Annotated in this window: 16 protein-coding genes; 8 read left to right on the top strand and 8 right to left on the bottom strand. The window is 63.5% G+C overall.

The features are described 5' to 3' along the window. Nucleotides 1-42 precede the first annotated feature (42 nt). The 8 genes from AC1D06_RS23650 (at nucleotide 43) to AC1D06_RS23615 (ending at nucleotide 8541) form a co-directional block, all read left to right on the top strand. On the top strand, nucleotides 43-1695 hold the full coding sequence (locus AC1D06_RS23650; protein ID WP_477988247.1) for an amidohydrolase: 1653 nt from the start codon (nucleotides 43-45) through the stop codon (nucleotides 1693-1695). Nucleotides 1696-1740: 45 nt separating this feature from the next. After that, nucleotides 1741-2925: an ABC transporter substrate-binding protein gene (locus tag AC1D06_RS23645; RefSeq protein ID WP_477988245.1), complete on the top strand. Its 1185-nt coding sequence runs from the start codon at nucleotides 1741-1743 to the stop codon at nucleotides 2923-2925. A 236-nt stretch (nucleotides 2926-3161) separates the two neighbouring features. Further along, entirely contained in the window at nucleotides 3162-4031 is an 870-nt protein-coding gene (locus AC1D06_RS23640; protein WP_477988244.1) for a branched-chain amino acid ABC transporter permease, read from the top strand. Beyond that, nucleotides 4018-5742, top strand: coding sequence for a branched-chain amino acid ABC transporter ATP-binding protein/permease (locus AC1D06_RS23635; protein ID WP_477988242.1), 1725 nt, complete (start codon nucleotides 4018-4020; stop codon nucleotides 5740-5742). The genes AC1D06_RS23640 and AC1D06_RS23635 overlap by 14 nt, the downstream gene beginning before the upstream one ends. After that, complete coding sequence (locus AC1D06_RS23630; protein ID WP_477988241.1) at nucleotides 5739-6449, top strand: ABC transporter ATP-binding protein; 711 nt, start codon at nucleotides 5739-5741, stop codon at nucleotides 6447-6449. The genes AC1D06_RS23635 and AC1D06_RS23630 overlap by 4 nt, the downstream gene beginning before the upstream one ends. A 117-nt stretch (nucleotides 6450-6566) precedes the next feature. Then, nucleotides 6567-7355 carry an SDR family NAD(P)-dependent oxidoreductase gene (locus tag AC1D06_RS23625; protein ID WP_477988240.1) on the top strand — a complete coding sequence of 263 codons (789 nt, stop codon included), beginning with the start codon at nucleotides 6567-6569 and terminating at the stop codon, nucleotides 7353-7355. 11 nt (nucleotides 7356-7366) lie between these two features. Next, nucleotides 7367-8143, top strand: a complete 777-nt coding sequence (locus AC1D06_RS23620) for a MoaF C-terminal domain-containing protein (RefSeq protein WP_477988239.1) — start codon at nucleotides 7367-7369, stop codon at nucleotides 8141-8143. Between the two features lie 8 nt (nucleotides 8144-8151). After that, nucleotides 8152-8541, top strand: coding sequence for a nuclear transport factor 2 family protein (locus AC1D06_RS23615; protein WP_477988238.1), 390 nt, complete (start codon nucleotides 8152-8154; stop codon nucleotides 8539-8541). On the opposite strand, the gene AC1D06_RS23610 is transcribed toward AC1D06_RS23615, so the two are convergent. The 8 genes from AC1D06_RS23610 to AC1D06_RS23575 all read right to left on the bottom strand — a co-directional run bounded on the left by AC1D06_RS23610 (nucleotide 8531) and on the right by AC1D06_RS23575 (nucleotide 17144). Continuing rightward, a complete protein-coding gene (locus AC1D06_RS23610) occupies nucleotides 8531-9469 on the bottom strand; it encodes a helix-turn-helix domain-containing protein (RefSeq protein ID WP_477988237.1) in 939 nt (312 codons plus the stop codon). The two genes, AC1D06_RS23615 and AC1D06_RS23610, sit on opposite strands and share 11 nt — an antisense overlap. A 9-nt stretch (nucleotides 9470-9478) precedes the next feature. Continuing rightward, complete coding sequence (locus AC1D06_RS23605; protein ID WP_477988236.1) at nucleotides 9479-10189, bottom strand: ABC transporter ATP-binding protein; 711 nt, start codon at nucleotides 10187-10189, stop codon at nucleotides 9479-9481. Next, nucleotides 10186-10902: an ABC transporter ATP-binding protein gene (locus AC1D06_RS23600; RefSeq protein WP_477988235.1), complete on the bottom strand. Its 717-nt coding sequence runs from the start codon at nucleotides 10900-10902 to the stop codon at nucleotides 10186-10188. Before AC1D06_RS23600 ends, AC1D06_RS23605 begins: the two co-directional genes overlap by 4 nt. After that, the gene (locus tag AC1D06_RS23595) at nucleotides 10899-11918 is read right to left on the bottom strand and encodes a branched-chain amino acid ABC transporter permease (RefSeq protein WP_477876261.1); all 1020 of its coding nucleotides are present in this window, start codon (nucleotides 11916-11918) and stop codon (nucleotides 10899-10901) included. Before AC1D06_RS23595 ends, AC1D06_RS23600 begins: the two co-directional genes overlap by 4 nt. After that, nucleotides 11918-12790: a branched-chain amino acid ABC transporter permease gene (locus AC1D06_RS23590; RefSeq protein ID WP_477988234.1), complete on the bottom strand. Its 873-nt coding sequence runs from the start codon at nucleotides 12788-12790 to the stop codon at nucleotides 11918-11920. Before AC1D06_RS23590 ends, AC1D06_RS23595 begins: the two co-directional genes overlap by 1 nt. Before the next feature lie 12 nt (nucleotides 12791-12802). Beyond that, nucleotides 12803-14059 (bottom strand): ABC transporter substrate-binding protein, encoded by a 1257-nt coding sequence (locus tag AC1D06_RS23585; RefSeq protein ID WP_477988232.1) that lies wholly within the window; start codon nucleotides 14057-14059, stop codon nucleotides 12803-12805. Nucleotides 14060-14142: 83 nt separating this feature from the next. Further along, nucleotides 14143-15738: a GMC family oxidoreductase gene (locus AC1D06_RS23580; protein WP_477988231.1), complete on the bottom strand. Its 1596-nt coding sequence runs from the start codon at nucleotides 15736-15738 to the stop codon at nucleotides 14143-14145. Then, the gene (locus tag AC1D06_RS23575; RefSeq protein ID WP_477988276.1) at nucleotides 15738-17144 is read right to left on the bottom strand and encodes an aldehyde dehydrogenase family protein; all 1407 of its coding nucleotides are present in this window, start codon (nucleotides 17142-17144) and stop codon (nucleotides 15738-15740) included. The genes AC1D06_RS23580 and AC1D06_RS23575 overlap by 1 nt, the downstream gene beginning before the upstream one ends. Between the last annotated feature and the right edge of the window lie 206 nt (nucleotides 17145-17350).

The following is a 17350-nucleotide window of genomic DNA, read 5'->3' as shown; positions in this document are numbered from 1 at the left end:
ATAGATGGTTCACATATTGAACCATTTGGGAGGAGCACAAGCATGGACCGCAAGGCGGACACCATTCTGACGAATGGCCGTGTCTATACCGTCGACCCCGCACAGCCCTGGGCCGAAGCCGTGGCCATTACCGAGGGCCGCATCCTGGCGGTCGGCAAGGCCGATGACATCATGGCGGCAAAGGGTCCGGAGACTGAAATCGTCGACCTCGGCGGGCGCATGGCAATGCCGGGCTTTGCCGATGTCCACAATCACATCATGATGGGTGGCGAAGCGGCCCTATTCCACCTGCAATTCGCTCCGAGTTCGTCAATCGACGAGATCTGCGACTTCGTCCGCGCCGCCGCGGAAAAGGCATCGCCCGGCCAGTGGATCATCGGCAACCAGTGGGGCGCTGACCGGATGACCGAGCTTAACAGCGAGGCATCGCTTGCCAGGCTCGATGCAGCCGGTCTCGGCCATCCCGTGCTGTTGCGCGATGAGACCATGCACAATCGCTGGGTCAACAGCGAGGCAATGCGTATTTCGGGCATTTCAGGCAACCAGCCCGATCCGCCGCAAGGCGCCTTTGCCCGCGACCCGGCGAGCGGCCGGCTCACCGGCGTGCTGATCGAAGCGGCGGCCGGCATCGTCGAGCGCGCCGCGGCCAATGATTTCACCGAGGAGATGGGCGAAGCGGCCGTCGCCCGCGCGGTTGAGATCGTCAATTCCTTCGGCGTCACCGCCTTCCAGGACGCGGCCTCCGTGCTGCCGATCCTCAAGGCGCTCACCAATCTCGACAACAAGCAGAAGCTGACCGCCTGGGCCGTCACCTCGCTGCCGCTGATCGAGCCGAGCTTCATGTTCGGGCTCTCCGGCGACGCATTGCTGGCGCTGCGAGACCAATACCGCACACACCATGTCCGGCCGAACTACACCAAGATTTTTCTCGACGGCGTGCCCGGCGCCCAGACGGCGGCCTTCCACCAGGCCTACAAGCCCGATCCGGCCCATCCCCATGGCCATCGTGGCGAGGTGCTGGTCACTTATCCCGATCTCGTCAAGCATATCGACAAGTCGGAAAAACTCGGCATGGGCCTGAAAATCCATTGCACCGGCGACTATGCGGTCACCGAAATGCTCGATGCCGTCGAGGCGGTCAGGCATTTCAACGGTCCGGCCAAGGTGCTGCACCACATTGCTCATGCGAGCTATATCCGCCCGGAGGATCTCGAGCGCTTCGCCGAACTTGGCGTGGTCGCCGATCTCTGCCCGATGATCTGGTATCCGACCACCTTCCTCGAAGGCCACAAGGAAGTGATGGGCGAAGAGCGCGCCACCCGCTTCTGGCCGATCCGCAGCCTGCAGGACTCCGGCGCCCTGCTTGCCGGCGGCTCGGACTGGCCGGTGATCCCGGTGCCCGATCCGTGGCACGGCATCGAGGGCATGGTCACCAGGCAAAACCCATCCGGCGCCTTCCCCGGCGTCTCGCTCTGGGCCGAACAGGCGATCGATCTCGCTACGGCGATCCGCATTTACACGCTTAATTCCGCCATCGCGATGGGCATCGACAGCGAGACAGGATCGATCACGCCGGGCAAGTCGGCCGATATCATCGTGCTCGACCAGAATGTCTTCGACGTGCCCGCCGATCAGATCGCTGACACCAAGGTGCTGACCACCTTCTTCGAGGGAAGAAAGGTCTTCGAGCGCTGACATTATTGGGCGGAGAGGAACCGCCAGGGAAAGAAAGGGAGCAATATGCAAAGTCTATCGAAGAGTTTTGCCGCAGCCGGCCTGGCTGCGCTCGGCTTGATGGCTGCCGCCGCCGCGGCCCAGGCCGCACCCACCTGCACCAACGGGCCGATCCAGATCGGCGCCGTCTCCACAATTACCGGCATTGTCGATTTCTCCGATGCGCCGAAGGCGACCAAGGCGGTGTTCGACCAGCTCAACGATGCCGGCGGCATCAATGGCTGCAAGATCGAATATACGTTGGCCGATGACAAAGCCGATCCGCAGGTGGCAGCCCAGGCGGCCCGCGACCTGATCGACAACAAGGGCGTGGTGGCGCTCGCGGGTGGCGCCAGCCTGCTCGATTGCGCCGTCAATGCTGGCACCTATGCGCGCAACGACGTGCTGTCGGTCCAAGGCGTCGGCGTCGATCCGCTGTGCTTCAACGCGCCGAGCGTCTCGCCCGTCAATGTCGGGCCTTACACGCTCACCACCGTGATGCTCAACTATGCGACCAAGAATCTCAATTCGCAAAAGGCCTGCGCCTTCATCGCGGTGATCGGCGGCACGCAGGAAGCCTATGCGGCTGCGATCGCCGAATGGGAAAAGACCAGCGGCAAGAAGATCACCCTGGTCGATTGGACGCTACCGCTGCAGGGCGACCTGACGCCTTACGTGATCAAGGCGCGTGACGCCGGCTGCGATGCGGTGCTGACCAACCAGGTCGAGCCGGGCGTCGTGCAATGGGTGAAAACCGCCGATGCACAGAAGATTTCCGGCATCAACTGGCTCTTCCTCGCGCCAGGCTATACCGAAGGCGTGGCCAAGTCGCTCGCCGACTCCAAGCAGCCGGTCTATATCGGCACGGAGTGGGAGCCCTATACCGAGCAGAACAGCGCGGCGAACAAGGACTGGATCGCCACCATGGACAAGGCCGGCCTGGCAAAGACTGCCTTCTCGCAGGGCGGCTATATGGCCGCCAAGGTGATGATCGACACCATTTCCAGCATTGATGGCGACATCACCCGTGACTCCGTGACTGCGGCGCTGAAGGCGGGCAAGGAAATGAAATACCCGATCGCCGGCAGCGCCTATGTGTTCGGCGATGCGGCGAAACATTCGCCGATGCAGGCGTCGAAGATCATGCAACTGGTCGACGGCAAGTGGACGGTGAAGACGCCGGATTGGTTCACGCTGCCGAAGGCGGAGTGAGTGGGGCACTAGCTTTAAGAAGTGCCAACTGCACATTGGATAAAGACCCTCTCTGGCCTGCCGGCCATCTCCCCCACAAGGGGGGAGAAGATTCGCGGCGCGCTCCCTGCCTCAATTGAGGCCCCGAGGATACGGCTGGGTTAAGCCCCTCCCCCTTGTGGGGAGGGGTTTGGGGCGGGGTCTTCCTGACACCCTCAGGACAACATGGCGGGCGAGCACCCGCATCCGGAGCTTATATGAACTCTCTCTTCACAGCCGCAGTTGCGGGCCTGTCTGCCGGTGGCGCCTATGCCATTCTGGGGGTCTGCGTCATCTTCACTTATCGGCTCGTGGCGGTGGTGAATTTCACCGGCGCGGCAATCGGCGCCGCAGGCACTTTCGTCATGGTCGGCCTGCATGAAGCCGGCGTCCCGCTCCTGCCCGCAACTTTGCTCGGCCTCCTCAGCGGCGCTTTCGCCGGCGTCCTGATCGGCCTGGTCATGACCCGCTGGTTTGCCAATTCCAACGCCTCGACCAAGGCTGCCGTGACGGCCGCCCTGCTCGTCGGCATCATTGCCATCGGGCTTCGGCTGACGGGCGGCCAGCATCCGCACTATTTCCCCGAACTCATCCCTGGTTCCGCCTTCCGGCTTGCCGGTGTCGAGGTGACCTGGGCGGCGCTGACGACACTGGTGCTGGCGCTTCTCTTCACCCTTGCAACCGAGCAATTCCTGGCGCGGACGCGGACAGGGCTGGAGCTTCGCGCCCTGTCGCAGCGGCCGATGGCGGCTGAACTGATCGGCATCCGCGTCCGCACGCTGGCGCTCGGCGTCTGGGCGGTCACTGGTGCGACCACCACGCTGGCGCTGATGATCATCGCGCCGCTGCGTTCGCCGGATTTCGCCTCGCTCAGCCTGCTGGTCGTGCCCGCGCTTGCTGCTGCCCTGATCGGTGCCTTCACCAGTTTCCGCGCGGCGCTTCTGGGTGGCGTTCTGATCGGCATTCTCGAAGGCCTTGTCAGCGCCGTGGATTTCGTCAGCCAGTTTCGCAGCACGGTGCCGTTCGTCGTCATTCTCGCCGTGCTTCTGTGGTCGCAGAGAGGAGCCCGCTGGGATGAAGCTCGCTAATTCCTCGGCCTGGCGCCCTGCTGTCACCACCGCTTTGTCGCTCGCCGTCCTCGGGACGCTGATCCTGCTGCTCCTGCCCAAATATTGGGTCTTCCTGGTCACCGCCGTCTTCATCGTCGGCATCGCCCTGCAGAGTCTCGGTCTCGTCACCGGCCGCACCGGCATGATCTCGCTTTGCCAGATGTCCTTTGCGGGCGTCGGCGCCTGGGTCACTGGCTATCTCAACGTCATGAACGCACCCGGCGGCCTGATCGTCTGGAGCTTGATCGGCGGGCTCGCCGCGGTGCCGGTCGGCGTCGCCATCGGTCTGCCGGCACTCAGGTTGCGCGGCATCAATCTCGCCATCGTCACGCTCGGCTTTGCCGCCGCCTTCGACACGGTGCTGGCAACCATCACCTTTCCGGGCCAGACAACCTTCACCCAGGTGGCTCGCCCTGCGGCCTTCGACAGCGATCGCGGCTATTTCATCCTCGTGCTCCTCGTCTACGGCGTGATCGCGGTGGCGCTCGAATTCGTCAGCCGCTCCCGGCTCGGCGCCTCCTGGCTCGCCGTCAGGCATTCGGAGCGTGCCGCGGCGGCCCATGGCGTTTCGATCCCGCGGGCAAAGCTGAGCGCCTTTGCCATCAGCGCCTTCATCTCCGGCATTTCCGGCGGCATCCTCGCAGGCTATCTCGGCACGCTCGTCGCCGACAATTTCAACATGATGCAGTCGCTGGCGCTGTTCGCCGTCTCGACCATGGTCGGCGCGCATTTCACCCTCGGCGCCATCATCGGCGGCATGCTGATCACGCTGTTTCCGGAATTGCTGCGCCGGCTGCACTTGCCACAGGACATCGGCAATGTCTTCTTCGCCATCGGCGCGGTGCAGGCCCTGTCGAGCGGCGAGACGATCAGCGAGACCTGGACCCGGCTTTTCCGCAAACTGGCTCCCAAGCGTCACGCCGCAGCAAACCCCTCCTCCGACGGCGCCTTGCCGCCGGCTGTCGACCATCAGGGTGGCCTCGCGTTCGAAATCGCCGACCTGACCGTGCGCTATGGCAATGTCGTCGCCCTCGACAAAGTCAATCTGAAAGTTCCCGCCCGCACCGTCGTGGGACTGGTGGGGCCGAACGGCGCCGGCAAATCGACCATGGTCGATGCGATCGCCGGTTTCCTTGCGCGCTATGAAGGTTCGGTGCGGCTAAACGGCCAGCCGGTGGAAGGCGTGTCCGCCACAGATCGGGCACGCATGGGTATCCGGCGGACCTGGCAGACGACGCGCATCGCGCCGGAGCTTCGCGTCGGCGACTATGTCCGCCTCGCCGCCGGCTCCATCTCCGACGCGGAAATTGCAGCCATTCTCGACTGGTTCGATTGCCCGCCGCCGGCAACGCCGATTTCCCAGGTCGATGCCGGCACGCGCCGCCTGCTTGATGTCGCTGGCGTCGTGGCGGCCCGGCCGGCGATCATCCTGCTCGACGAACCCGCCGCCGGCCAATCCTATGCCGAAGCGCTGAAGCTGGGCGAACGGATTGCGGCAATACCGGAAAAATTCGGCAGTGGCGTGCTCCTGATCGAGCATGACATGGATCTCGTGCGGCGGGCCTGTTCGGCGATCACGGTGTTCGATTTCGGACGCGTGATCGCCGCGGGCGCCCCGCAGGCGGTGCTGGCCATGCCCGTGGTGCAGAGGGCCTATATGGGTATCGAATTCGAGGAGGCGGCCGAATGACGTCCCTGACAATCACCGATCTCGTCGTCAACCGCGCCGGCCTGCCGATCGTCCGCGGCGTCGATCTCGAAGCCAAGAGCGGCGAGATCAGCGTGCTGCTCGGCGCCAATGGCGCAGGAAAGACGACGCTGCTCGAAAGCATTTCCGGCATCATTCCGGCTGCAGGGGGCCAGATCGAGCTGGACGGCGCCGCCTTGAACAAGCTGCGGCCGGGCATGCGCGCCCGCGCCGGCATCAGCCATGTCGAACAGGGCCGGACGATCTTCCCGGAAATGACCACCGAGGAAAACCTGAAAGTCGCGCTCCATCGCGACGCCACACTCGAAGAGGCCTACAGCCTGTTTCCGGAACTCATGCAGCGGCGCGATATACGCTGCGGCATGCTGTCGGGTGGCGAACAGCAGATGGTGGTGATTGCCCGCTCACTGCTCACCCGGCCGAAGGTGATCATGATCGATGAAATGTCGTCGGGCCTGGCGCCTGTCATCGTCAGTCGCCTGATGACGGCGGTGCGCAAGCTCGCCGATGCCGGCATGGCCGTGCTGCTGGTCGAGCAGTTCGCGACTCTGGCGCTTGCCATCGGCGACCGGGCTTACGTGCTCCGGCGCGGCCGCATGGTCTATGACGGTGCCTGCGATGCGCTGGCCCGCGATCCCGCGCACCTGCACCGGCTCTATCTTGGCGAAGCGGAGACGGCGGCGGCCTGATTGCCTCCCTCCCCTCCCGCCGCACGGATTTTTCACGCTCAGTCAAAAGCCGTTCACGCTCGGAAAAGCCAAACGGCGGCGGCGGCATTAGACTGACCGGCAATCAGGGAGGAATTGATGAGATTTTCGGGCAAGACAGCCGTCATTACCGGCGGCGGCACGGGCATAGGCGCAGCCGTGGCACGGCGCATCGCCGGCGAAGGCGGCAAGGTGGCTCTGGTCGGGCGCCGGCGTGAACCGCTGCAGGCGGTGGCGGAAGAGATCGGCGCCAGCGTCGTCCAGGCGGATGCGGCCGATACGCCATCGATGAAGGCCGCCGTGGCAACGATCGTCGAGAAACTCGGCGGCATCGATATCCTGATTGCCAATGCCGGCGGCCACGGCATGGGGCCGACCACGGAAATGAGCGACGAAACCTGGGCGCTGGCCACCCGGCTCAACCTCAACACCGCCTTCGTCAGCGCTCGCGAAACCCTGCCGCAGCTGATCGAACGGAAGGGCAATATCGTCGTGCTCGCCTCGATCGCCGGCCTGTTTGCCGGTCCGGATGCGGCCGGCTACGTAACGATGAAACATGCCTGTATCGGCCTCGCCAAGTCGCTTGCCCGCGACTATGGCCGCAAGGGCGTGCGCACCAATACCGTCTGCCCCGGCTGGGTGACCACGCCCATGGCCGACGAGGAGATGGACTATGTGATGAAGAAGCACGGCCTCGCCTCGACCGAGGAGGCCTATCGCCTGGTCACGAAGGATGTACCGCTCGGCAAGCCGGCGTCGCCCGAAGACGTCGCCGCCGCCGTCTGCTTCCTGGCCTCGCCCGAGGCACGGATGATCAACGGCGCGATCCTGACCGTCGATGGCGGCGCCAGCACCGTCGACCTGCCGACGCTGGCAATGGTCGATTGAGGGAGGAAACGATGAGCCAGCAGAATCCCAAGGACTGGAAGACCTATGACCAGTTCGCCTATGGCATCGACACCAACCGGCTACCGCCGACACAGGCGCTGGATGGAACATCGCACGCTGTGACCTTCGACGATGGCCGCCGGCTCGCTTTGGCGATCTCCTCCGGCCGCGCGGAATGGTCCGACGATGCCGGGCATGGCGAAGACGGCTGCGAAGTGATCGAGGTCGCGCCGGACACCTATTTCATCGAGTTCGTCTTCGCGAGCCGCCCGAAGGAATGCGAAACGCTGATCCTCAACACGCGGACAAAGCGGGCGCTGTCGATCTATTCCATCGTTCGCGACAAGGAACAATCCATCGGCGAGCCGCAGGTGGCGCAGATTTTTCGCTCCGGCACGGCGGGTGTGGCAAGCGGCTTTCAGCCGGCCGAGACCCGTGACCTGATCGGACTGAGGGCACATTTCACCTACAGCCCCAACCATGTTTATGAGCACACCTATCTGTCGTCGCAGCGCTATGCCTGGCAGAACCTTGTCGGCGTGCAGCGCGGCCATGGTGATGTCGATCTCGCCACCACCTATAAATTCGACGAAGACCAATACGTCTTCACCTTCCGCGAATTCAAGATCCCGGTCGCCTCGACCTTCTTCTACAATTTCAAGGATATGCGCTCGACCGGCAAATTCCTCGGCATTGCCGGCGACGGCTCGATCCAGAACAGCCCTGCCGGCGCCTTCATCCGCAAGGCATCGATGACTTATTATCTGCCCGGCCAGGAGCCGGTGTGAGGAGCACTATGCGCAGCACCTATGAACTCGTCCGTGATCACTATGCCGCCAATGACCGCCGCGATCTCGCCGGCATGATTGCCGATATCGCACCGGATTGCCGCTGGACCGAAATGGATGGCTTTCCCTGCGCCGGCACCTATATCGGGCCGCAAGCAGTCGTCGAAAATGTCTTCAAGGCGCTCCCCGCGCAGTTCGACAATTATACGTTCACGCTTGAGCGACTGCTGGATGCCGGTGACGAAGCCGTGGGGATCGGCAATTACACCGCCACCCACAAGGCCACCGGCAAGGCGATGAATGTCCGTGTCGTGCATGTTTGGGGCGGATCGGAGGGCAAGATCCGCCGTTTCGAGCAATTCACCGACACGCTGCGGGTCGCCGAAACTATGACGTGAGCCGCCTCAGCGCCGCGTGGCGATAGTCACGCGGCGTTGTCCCGAAGCGGTCACGAAAAGCGCGCGAAAAATGCGCACTCGATGAAAATCCTGCGGCAAAGGCGATATCGGAAATCGTCCTTTCCCCGGGCAATTCCAGCGCGCTCCGGGCCTTGACCAGACGTGTTTCCCAGATGAACTGTGCCGGCGTCAGGCCTTCCCGCTCGAATGCCTTGAAGATATAGCGCGGTGTGCAGCCCATGCGCGCCGCAATCCGCTCGACCGATAATCCGGCTTCGTCGAGATGATCGAGGATGAATGTCTGTGCTCGCTGAAGCAGGACATCGAGCACGCCTGGACGATCGGGATCATGGTCCGCACCACTCTCTATCAGGGGACGCACCATATCGATGAGCGTGCGCCCCAGGCCGGTTCGGCTGACAGGATCGAGATTATCGGCCTCGGCCAGGCTCGAATGCAGCGTTGCCGACAATATCTGGCAAAAGCCCCACATCTCGCGTGACGGCTGCTTTGGCACTGCGAGAGAGGACAAGGTTTCGGCGGCGAATGCCCGCCGCGGCACCTGCAGCATCACCAATTGCACATCGCTGTGGTTGGCCAGTCTGTAGGGTCGTGTCGGATCGTAAATCACCGGCAGCCCGGAACCGAAAGACACCAGCCGGCCGCCCTGCTCGATCGACGAGGCGCCTTTGCCCTGGATCAGGATCTTCAGCGCATCGGGATCATGACTGGCGCGAGCAACCTTGTCGCCAAAGACAATGTGAGAACCCGCTTCGAGCTCCGATATGCGGCACTCGCCAAGGATCACGGATCTGAGGCGTCGTCGGTCGACCGGCGCTTCGTCGAAATGCAGGCGGACATTGCCGAAGAGCTGTTGAGCGAGCATGGGAAACGCTTCCCCAATAGCTGTCTCCACCAAGGCGCCCATCCCCGCCTCCTACTGCGCCAGATAGGCGCGGTGCAGGATTTCCGGTTCGTCGATCAGGCGGCCGGGCATCCCGGAAAAGGTCAGCTTGCCATGGGACATGACATTGGCGGCACCGGCGAGTTTCAGCGCGATATGGGTGAACTGCTCGATCAGCAGCACGCCCGTCCCCTGCTCCGCCAGCTTCACCGCCACGCCCATCAGCCGCTTGACGATCAACGGCGACAGTCCGAGCGACATTTCGTCAGCAAGGATGAATTTCGGCCGTGCCACCAGCGCCTGGCCGAGCGCCAGCATCTGCTGCTGGCCGCCGGACATCGACCCAGCCTTCTGGCCGTTGCGTTCGGCAAGCTCGGGGAAAATGCCATAGACATCGCCGACGGCGGCGTTTGCCGTCGCAGCATTATGGCCGAAGCCTGCCGCCAGCAGGTTGTCATGGACGCTGAGGCCGGAAAGCACGCGATGACCTTCCGGCACGGCGGCAAGGCCCGCGGCGCGGATCGTCTCGGGCGATTGCCCGGCCATCGTCCGGCCGTCGATCTCCACCACGCCGCTCTCGATCGGCAGCACGCCGGCGAGCGCCAGCACGAGCGAGCTCTTGCCCGCCCCGTTCGGGCCAAGCAGCGCGGTGATCATGCCGGTTTCGAGCGTCAGCGACAGGCCGTCGACAACCCGCTTGTTGCCGCGGCGGATGACGAGATCGCGGATGACGACGCGGCTCATACCAGTTCCTCCACACCGAGATAGACGGCCCGCACGCGGGAATCGCTCAGCACGTCGCGCGTCGGCCCCGCCGTGACCAGAGAGCCGAAATCGAGCACCATGGTCGACGAACAGACGGCCTGGATCAGATCGACATCATGGTCGATCAACAGCGTCGTCGCCCCGTTGAAAGCGTGGATGTCGGAGATTGTCCGCCGGAGCACCTCGACCTCGTTCTGCGACAGGCCAGCGCCGGGCTCGTCGAGCAGCAGCAGTTTCGGCTGGCCGGCGGCGCAGCGGGCGATCTCAGTCATGCGGCGCTGAAAGGCATTGAGGCCAGCGGCTCGCTCGCGCCGGACCGATGTCAGGCCGGCAAAGTCGAGAGCCGCCGCCAGGACATGTTGATATTGCGCCGAGGAGAGCGGCAGATTGTCGAGCACAACGCTGATATTCTCCTCGACGCTCAGTTCATCCACCACCTGCTCCTTCTGGAAGGAGCGGCGCAGGCCCCAGCGGCTGCGCTGATGCGGACGGAGCGACAGGAGCTCGGTGCCGAACGCGTTGATCGTTCCGGATTTCGGGGTGACGAAGCCGGAAAGCACATTGAGAAAGGTGGTCTTGCCGGCGCCGTTCGGGCCGATAATGCCGACGACGGGGTCGGCAAGGTCGACGGTCAGCGCATTGAGCGCGGTGACGCCGCCAAAGGCCACAGTGATGTCACGGATGGCGATCATGGCCGCTTCTCCTTGCCTGTGATACGGCCGACGAGATCGGTCAACTGGCCGGCAATGCCGCGCGGCGCGGTCGTCAGTGCGTGGATCAGCGCTCCGCCGAAAATGATGAAGGCAGCATCGCCATTGACACCGAGGTCGTTGAGCAGCGCCGGCACGAAACGATAGAGCATGGCAGCGATCACCGCGCCATACCAATGCCAGGCGCCGCCGACAATGGTCAGCGCGAAGATCATTACCGATTCCGCCGGCGGGAAGGATCGCGCATCGAGGAGCTGGAGATTACCGGCCAGAAGTCCGCCCGCGACGCCGGCGAGAAACCCTGATAGCGCAAAGCCCCAGATCTTGTAGGCTGTGACATTGATGCCGACGGCCATGGCAGCGGCCTCGCTCTTGCGGATCAGGAGCCAGGCGCGCCCCGGCTTGCCGCGCTCGTGCAGGTGGATCAGCACGAAGCCGAGGAAGACGACGCCGATGCAATAGCGGAAATAGGCCTCATCGGTTTGGGCTATCCAGGGCCGCGGCATATAGGAGATCGCCTTGACGGCAAACCCGAGAAAACCCTCGCCGCCGTTCGGAAATTGGATGACATTGATCAGGATGCCGAAGCCACCGGACGCCATGAGCGTGACCAAGGCAAGATAAAGCCCGCGCATCCGCAGCGCCGGATAGGCGAAGATCATGCCCACCACAGCTGCGAAGACGCCGCCCGCAAGTATGTTGATCTCGAACGGAAGCCCGATGCCATAGGAAAGGCGCAGTGTCACCCAGCCCCCGCAGCCCATGAACGCCACCTGCGCCAGCGACACCTGGCCGAGCTTGCGATAGAGCAGCGCAATGCTGGCGGCCGTCAGCGCATAGATGACCACCGAGGTCAGCACTTTCAGCCAAAGCGCTGCAAGAAGCACCGGCACGACAGCCGCAGCAACGACGAGCGCGAGCAGCGGCCAAAGCGCTGCCGGCCGCAATCGGGGACGTGGGCCGATGGCCGTCACGGATATCTGGTTTACGATGGCCATCAGTCTTGCCCTGAAAAAGTGAGCCGGCGGCCGCGCTGCAGCCACATCAGCGCCAGGATCGCCACGATAAAGGGCGATGCGACGCGGAAAGGCGCCAAGGGTTTATAGAGTGTGAGAAAGCTCTCGATGATGCCGATGGCAAAACCGGCGAAGAAGGTGACCTTGATCGAAACCAGCCGGCCGACCACGGTGGTGGCGACAATCGGGATGACGATGAAGGTCAGCACGGCCGGATCGAGCCGCACGAGATCGCCGAACAGCATGCCGGTTATCCCGGCAAGCAGGCCGGAAAAGCCCCAGGCAATGGTTTCCACCTTGCGGATCGGCGTGCCGAGAATGGCGGCAAGCTGCCGGTCGTCGGCCAGCGTCCGCATCATCAGGCCAAGCCGTGTCCTGACGAGGAAAATGCTGGTGCCGACGGTGATGGCAATGCCGGCCGCCAGCGCCAGAATGCGCGTACCGGTCATCCTCAGACCGACCAGATTGACGCTGACGCCATCGAGCGCCAGCGCCAGCCGCCGCGGATTGACGAGCCAGAGCAGGTTCATCGCGCCGAGAATGGCAATGCCGAAGCCGAGCGTCGCGACGGCCTTGACGATCGGTTCGCGATGGCTGAGGCCGGGCGCGATCAGCACGCCATAGCCTGTCGACAGAAACACGCCGATGGCGAGGCAGACAAGCCACGCCACGGCTTCCGGATAGCCCCATTGCAGCATCTGCCAGGCGCTCATGGCGCCAAGCGCCCCGATCGCGCCATAGGCGAAATTCAATACGCCCGTGGCGCGGTTGAGAAGCACCAGGCCGACCCCGCCGAGGGCGTAGAGCGCGCCCACGGCAAGGCCGGATGCCAGTATGAGGCCATAGACACCCATGAGGATCGTCCGTCAGTTCTGAGCGATGCCGAGCGCCTTTTCCTGGGCGCGGATCGGATCGAGATAAGTGCTGTCGACATCAGCGCATTTGCTGACCTGCTTGAAGCCGCCTTTGACGAGCTGCATCATGATATTGGCATGATTGGGCATATGGCGGTCGCCGTCTCCGACATAGTAGGGGCCGCACATCAGGTCGGACTTCTCGTTCTTGATGGCGCGGATGGCTGCCGTGACTGTCTTGCGGTCGATCTTGGCCGGATCGAGCTTCAACATCGCATCGACGAAGAAGCGTGCCGCAAGGTAGCCCGCCTGGCTGAACGTGTCGCGCTGGTCGCTCGCATCGGCATATTTGTCCATCACCGCACGCCAGTTGGTAGCATCCGGGCCGGTGCCGTCGATGGGGTTCAGTTCGGCATTGACATAGATGAGACCGGCCCAGGCATCGCCGAGCAGGCCCGGCACGTCCTGGTCATAAAGCGGTGTAGACGAGATCCACTTATAGTTTGCCTGCGCACCGGACTCGGTCACGACCTTGAGGAAGGCGGCGGCCATGCCGGCCGGAAGATTGACGAGGATCGTGTCGGGATCGGACCCCACGGCTTCGAGATAGGCGGCATTCATGTCGGCCGTACCCGGGTCGAGCAGCACGCTCGATCCCTTGAGACCCTTGGCCTTCATGTATTTTTCCATCCAGCCGCACGAATAGGGGCCGACCGAGGGAATGGTCACGCCGATGCACACGACATTCTTGGTGCCGAGATTGGCGACGGCCCATTGCGCCGCCCCCACCGTCGACGGCAGCGGCCCTTCATTGGTCGAAACGATATTCTTGGATTCGAAGCACTCGGCCACGGCGCAGGCTGCCGTCATCGACATCACGCCCTCCTCTTCGTAGAGCTTGGCGTTGACGCCCATCTCGACGAAGGAGCCGCTCGCCACCAGCGCCACCACTTTTTCGTCCTTGACGAGCTTGGTGGCCACCTGGCCGGCCACTTCCGGGTTCCACTGATCGTCCTCGACCAGATATTTGATCGGCCGGCCATTGATGCCGCCATTGTCGTTGACGCATTTGAAATAGGCGGCGGCGGAACGCGCAGAGGACGAGAAATCGTCGGGACCGGTGCGGCCGACCACGGCGCCGATCACGATCGGTTCGCCCTCGGCTTTCTTGCCGTTATTGAGGCCGCAGGTCGTCGCCGCGAAAGCGCTGGATCCCGCCATGATGACGAGCGCAGTTGTGGCGCCCAGAATGTAAGCAATGTGTTTCATTGTTCTCCTCCATGTTGTCCGCCCCGCGCCCGACAGGGTGCAGCAGCGTGCGGCGATCTCCCTCGCGCCGCGTCTCAAAGCCGTCAGGCCGTGATCGTCTTGCCTGTCATGAACGATGCGGCACGGGCCGCGATCATCATCACAGGTGCATTGGTGTTGCCCGAAACCAGGGTCGGCATGATCGACGCGTCGCTGACTCTCAGCCCCTCGACGCCATGAACCCTGAGGTCGGCGCCGACGACGGCGGTGCGGTCATCGACCCGACCCATCCTGGCCGTGCCTGCCGGATGGAACACGGTCTTGGCGGTCGCGCGGATATAGTCGCGGAGCGCCTCGGGGTCCTTTTCGACACCCGGTCTTGGGAGGACGCGGCGCTTGATCAGTTTGGCCAGTGCTGGCGCTTCGAGGATGCGGATCGCCACATCGACGCCGCGCATAAGCGTGTCGACATCGGCGGGATCGGAAAGCGCATTGGCATTGAAGAGCGCGGCTTCCTTCGGATCGGCCGATTTGAGGCGGATCGAACCGCGCGAACGGGGCCTGAGGAAACAGGGGCCGATGCTGAGACCATGGCCCGCTTCCGGCTCGCGATCGACAAAGCCCACCAGAACCGGAAGCACATGGAACTGAATATCCGGTTGGCCCGTCCCGGCTGTATCGACGAAGCCGCCGCTTTCGACGACGTTCGAGCTCAGCAGGCCGCGATGGGTCAGGAGGTAGCGCGCCATGTGCAGTGCCGCCTTCAGGCCTCGGTCTTCGCCGAGCATAGAGATCGGATCTCTCGTCTCGCCCTGAACCGGGACTTCCAGGTGATCCTGGAAATTCGCGCCGACCCCCGGCAGGTCCGCCACGACCGGGATGCCGAGCGAGCCGAGCAGACCGGCATCGCCGATGCCGGAAAGCTGCAGGATCTTCGGCGTCGCGATCGCGCCGGCGGTCAGCACGATTTCCCTGGTGGCACCGATCTGGGTGCCGTCGAACAGCTCCACGCCGCTGGCGCGCTTGTCCTGGAACAGGACGCGCGCCACCTTGGTCTCGGTCATGATCCGAAGGTTCGGGCGCTTCTCGGCATCACGCAAAAAGGCCTGGGCCGAGCTCCAGCGACGACCATTGTGGGTGGTCGACTGGTAGAATCCGACCCCTTCCTGGTCCTCGCCGTTGAAATCGGGATTGGCCGTCAGCCCCGCCTCGACACCGGCCTGGACGAAGGCTTCGTTCAACGGATGCCGGTGGCGGGGATTGGAGACATGCAGCGTGCCGGACCGGCCGTGATAGTGACCGTTGAGCTCGGCATTGTTCTCCAGCGACCGGAAGGCCGGCAGGACATCCTCATAGCTCCAGCCCTGGCAGCCCATTTGCGACCATGTGTCATAGTCGTTGCGGTGGCCACGGATATAGATCATGGCGTTGACCGAGCTGCCGCCGCCGATGACATTGCCCTGCGGCACGATCTGCGGCCGGCCGTTCAGCCCCTTTTCGGGCTCCGAGGCATAGCCGTGGATGTCGATGCCCTTGCCCAGCACCTTGAAGAAGGTTGCGGGGATGTGGATGAAGGGATCGCTGTCGCGGCGGCCGGATTCGATCAGCAACACCTTGTGCGCCGGATTTTCCGATAGCCGGTTGGCGAGCACACAGCCCGATGATCCGCCGCCGACAATGATATAGTCGTAGCTTTCCATCAGCTCAGCACCGTCTGGACCGTGGTGAATTCCTTGAGGCCTTCAATGCCGAATTCGATGCCGATGCCGGATTGCTTGACGCCGCCGAAGGGAGCGTTGGGCTGGATGGTGCCATGTTTGTTGATCCAGACCGAACCGCATTCGAGCTTCAGCGCGTAGTGCTTTGCCTTCTCCGGATCGGAGGACCAGACCGAGCCGCCGAGGCCGGCCGGGTTGCGGTTGGCGCGTACGATCACCTCGTCGATATCGCTGTAGCGGATGATCGGCAGTGCCGGACCGAACTGTTCCTCATCCACGAGGCGCACGCCGTCGGTGACATCGGCCACCAGCGTGATCGGATAGAAATAACCCGAGCCGCCGATCGGCGCGCCGCCGGTCAGCACCCGGCCGCCTTGCGCCTTGGCGTCTTCGACGAGATCGCGGACCTTGTTGAACTGCATCTCGTTCTGGATCGGGCCGAGCACGCTTTTCTCGTCCATGCCATCGCCGATAACGATGCCGCTGGCATAGTCGGTCAGTGCGGCGCAGACGTCTTCATAAACGCTGTCATGCACATAGAGCCGCTTCAGCGCCGCACAGGTCTGGCCGTTGTTGATGAACGCGCCCCAGAACAGGCCCTCGGCGATCCGCTTGGGATCGACATCGGGGAGAACGATGCCGGCATCATTGCCGCCGAGTTCCAAGGTCAGCCGCTTCAGCGTCTCGACGGCGGAGGCCATGATCTTCTTGCCGGTCTCGGTCGAGCCGGTGAAGGTCATCTTGGCGACGCCGGGATGGGCCGAGAGTGCTGCACCGATGCTGTTGGCGCCGGTGACGACGTTGACGACACCGGCCGGAAGCACGGTGTTCATCACTTCGACGAGACGAATGGTCGACAGCGGCGTCAGCGGCGATGGTTTGATGACGACGGTGTTGCCGGCGCGGATCGCCGGAATGATATGCCAGCAGGCAATCATGACAGGCCAGTTCCAGGGGGTGATCGAGCCGACCACGCCAACCGGCTTGCGGTGCAGCTCCACCCTGCCCTCATTGTCGTCCTGGAGGATTTCGACCGGCAGGCTAAGCTCCGCCGTGTAGCGCGTCCATGCAAGTGCGGCGCCGATCTCAAAGCGCGAACCGAGACCGTTCATCGGCTTGCCCTGTTCGAGCGTCAGGAGCGTTGCGAGGTCTTCGCTATAGGCGGCGATCGCTTCCGCAACGTCCCGGCAGGCCTGCGCCCGCTCTTCGTCCGACCTCATGCTCCAATCGCCGAATGCCGATGCCGCGGCATCGACGGCGCGGTCGAGATCGGCCGGTGCCGCCATCGGCATGCGGCCGACAACGGCTCCGGTCGATGGATTGCAGATATCCTGATAGGTGGCCGCTGCGATTTTTTCACCGCCGATGAGCAGCGTGTAATCCATAATGATGCTCCTCCCTGGAATGATCCCTGGGACCAAACCAACTTTCTGGGAGGATCATGCGCCAAGCGGTTTCATCCGTCTTGGGCTGGGGCGCGCGCCGAATTGGAGAAAAACGCGAAAACTGCGCGATTGTCCGATGTGCTTCGCTTTAGGCTTTTTGTTTGAGCATGTCTTTGCCCCGAAACCGGAAGCCACTTTCGGGAGACATG

It is taken from the genome of Rhizobium sp. P2_G2, from assembly GCF_056403555.1.
The sequence above is the reverse complement of the archived record's forward strand: the minus strand, read 5'-3'. Positions and strand labels throughout refer to the sequence as shown.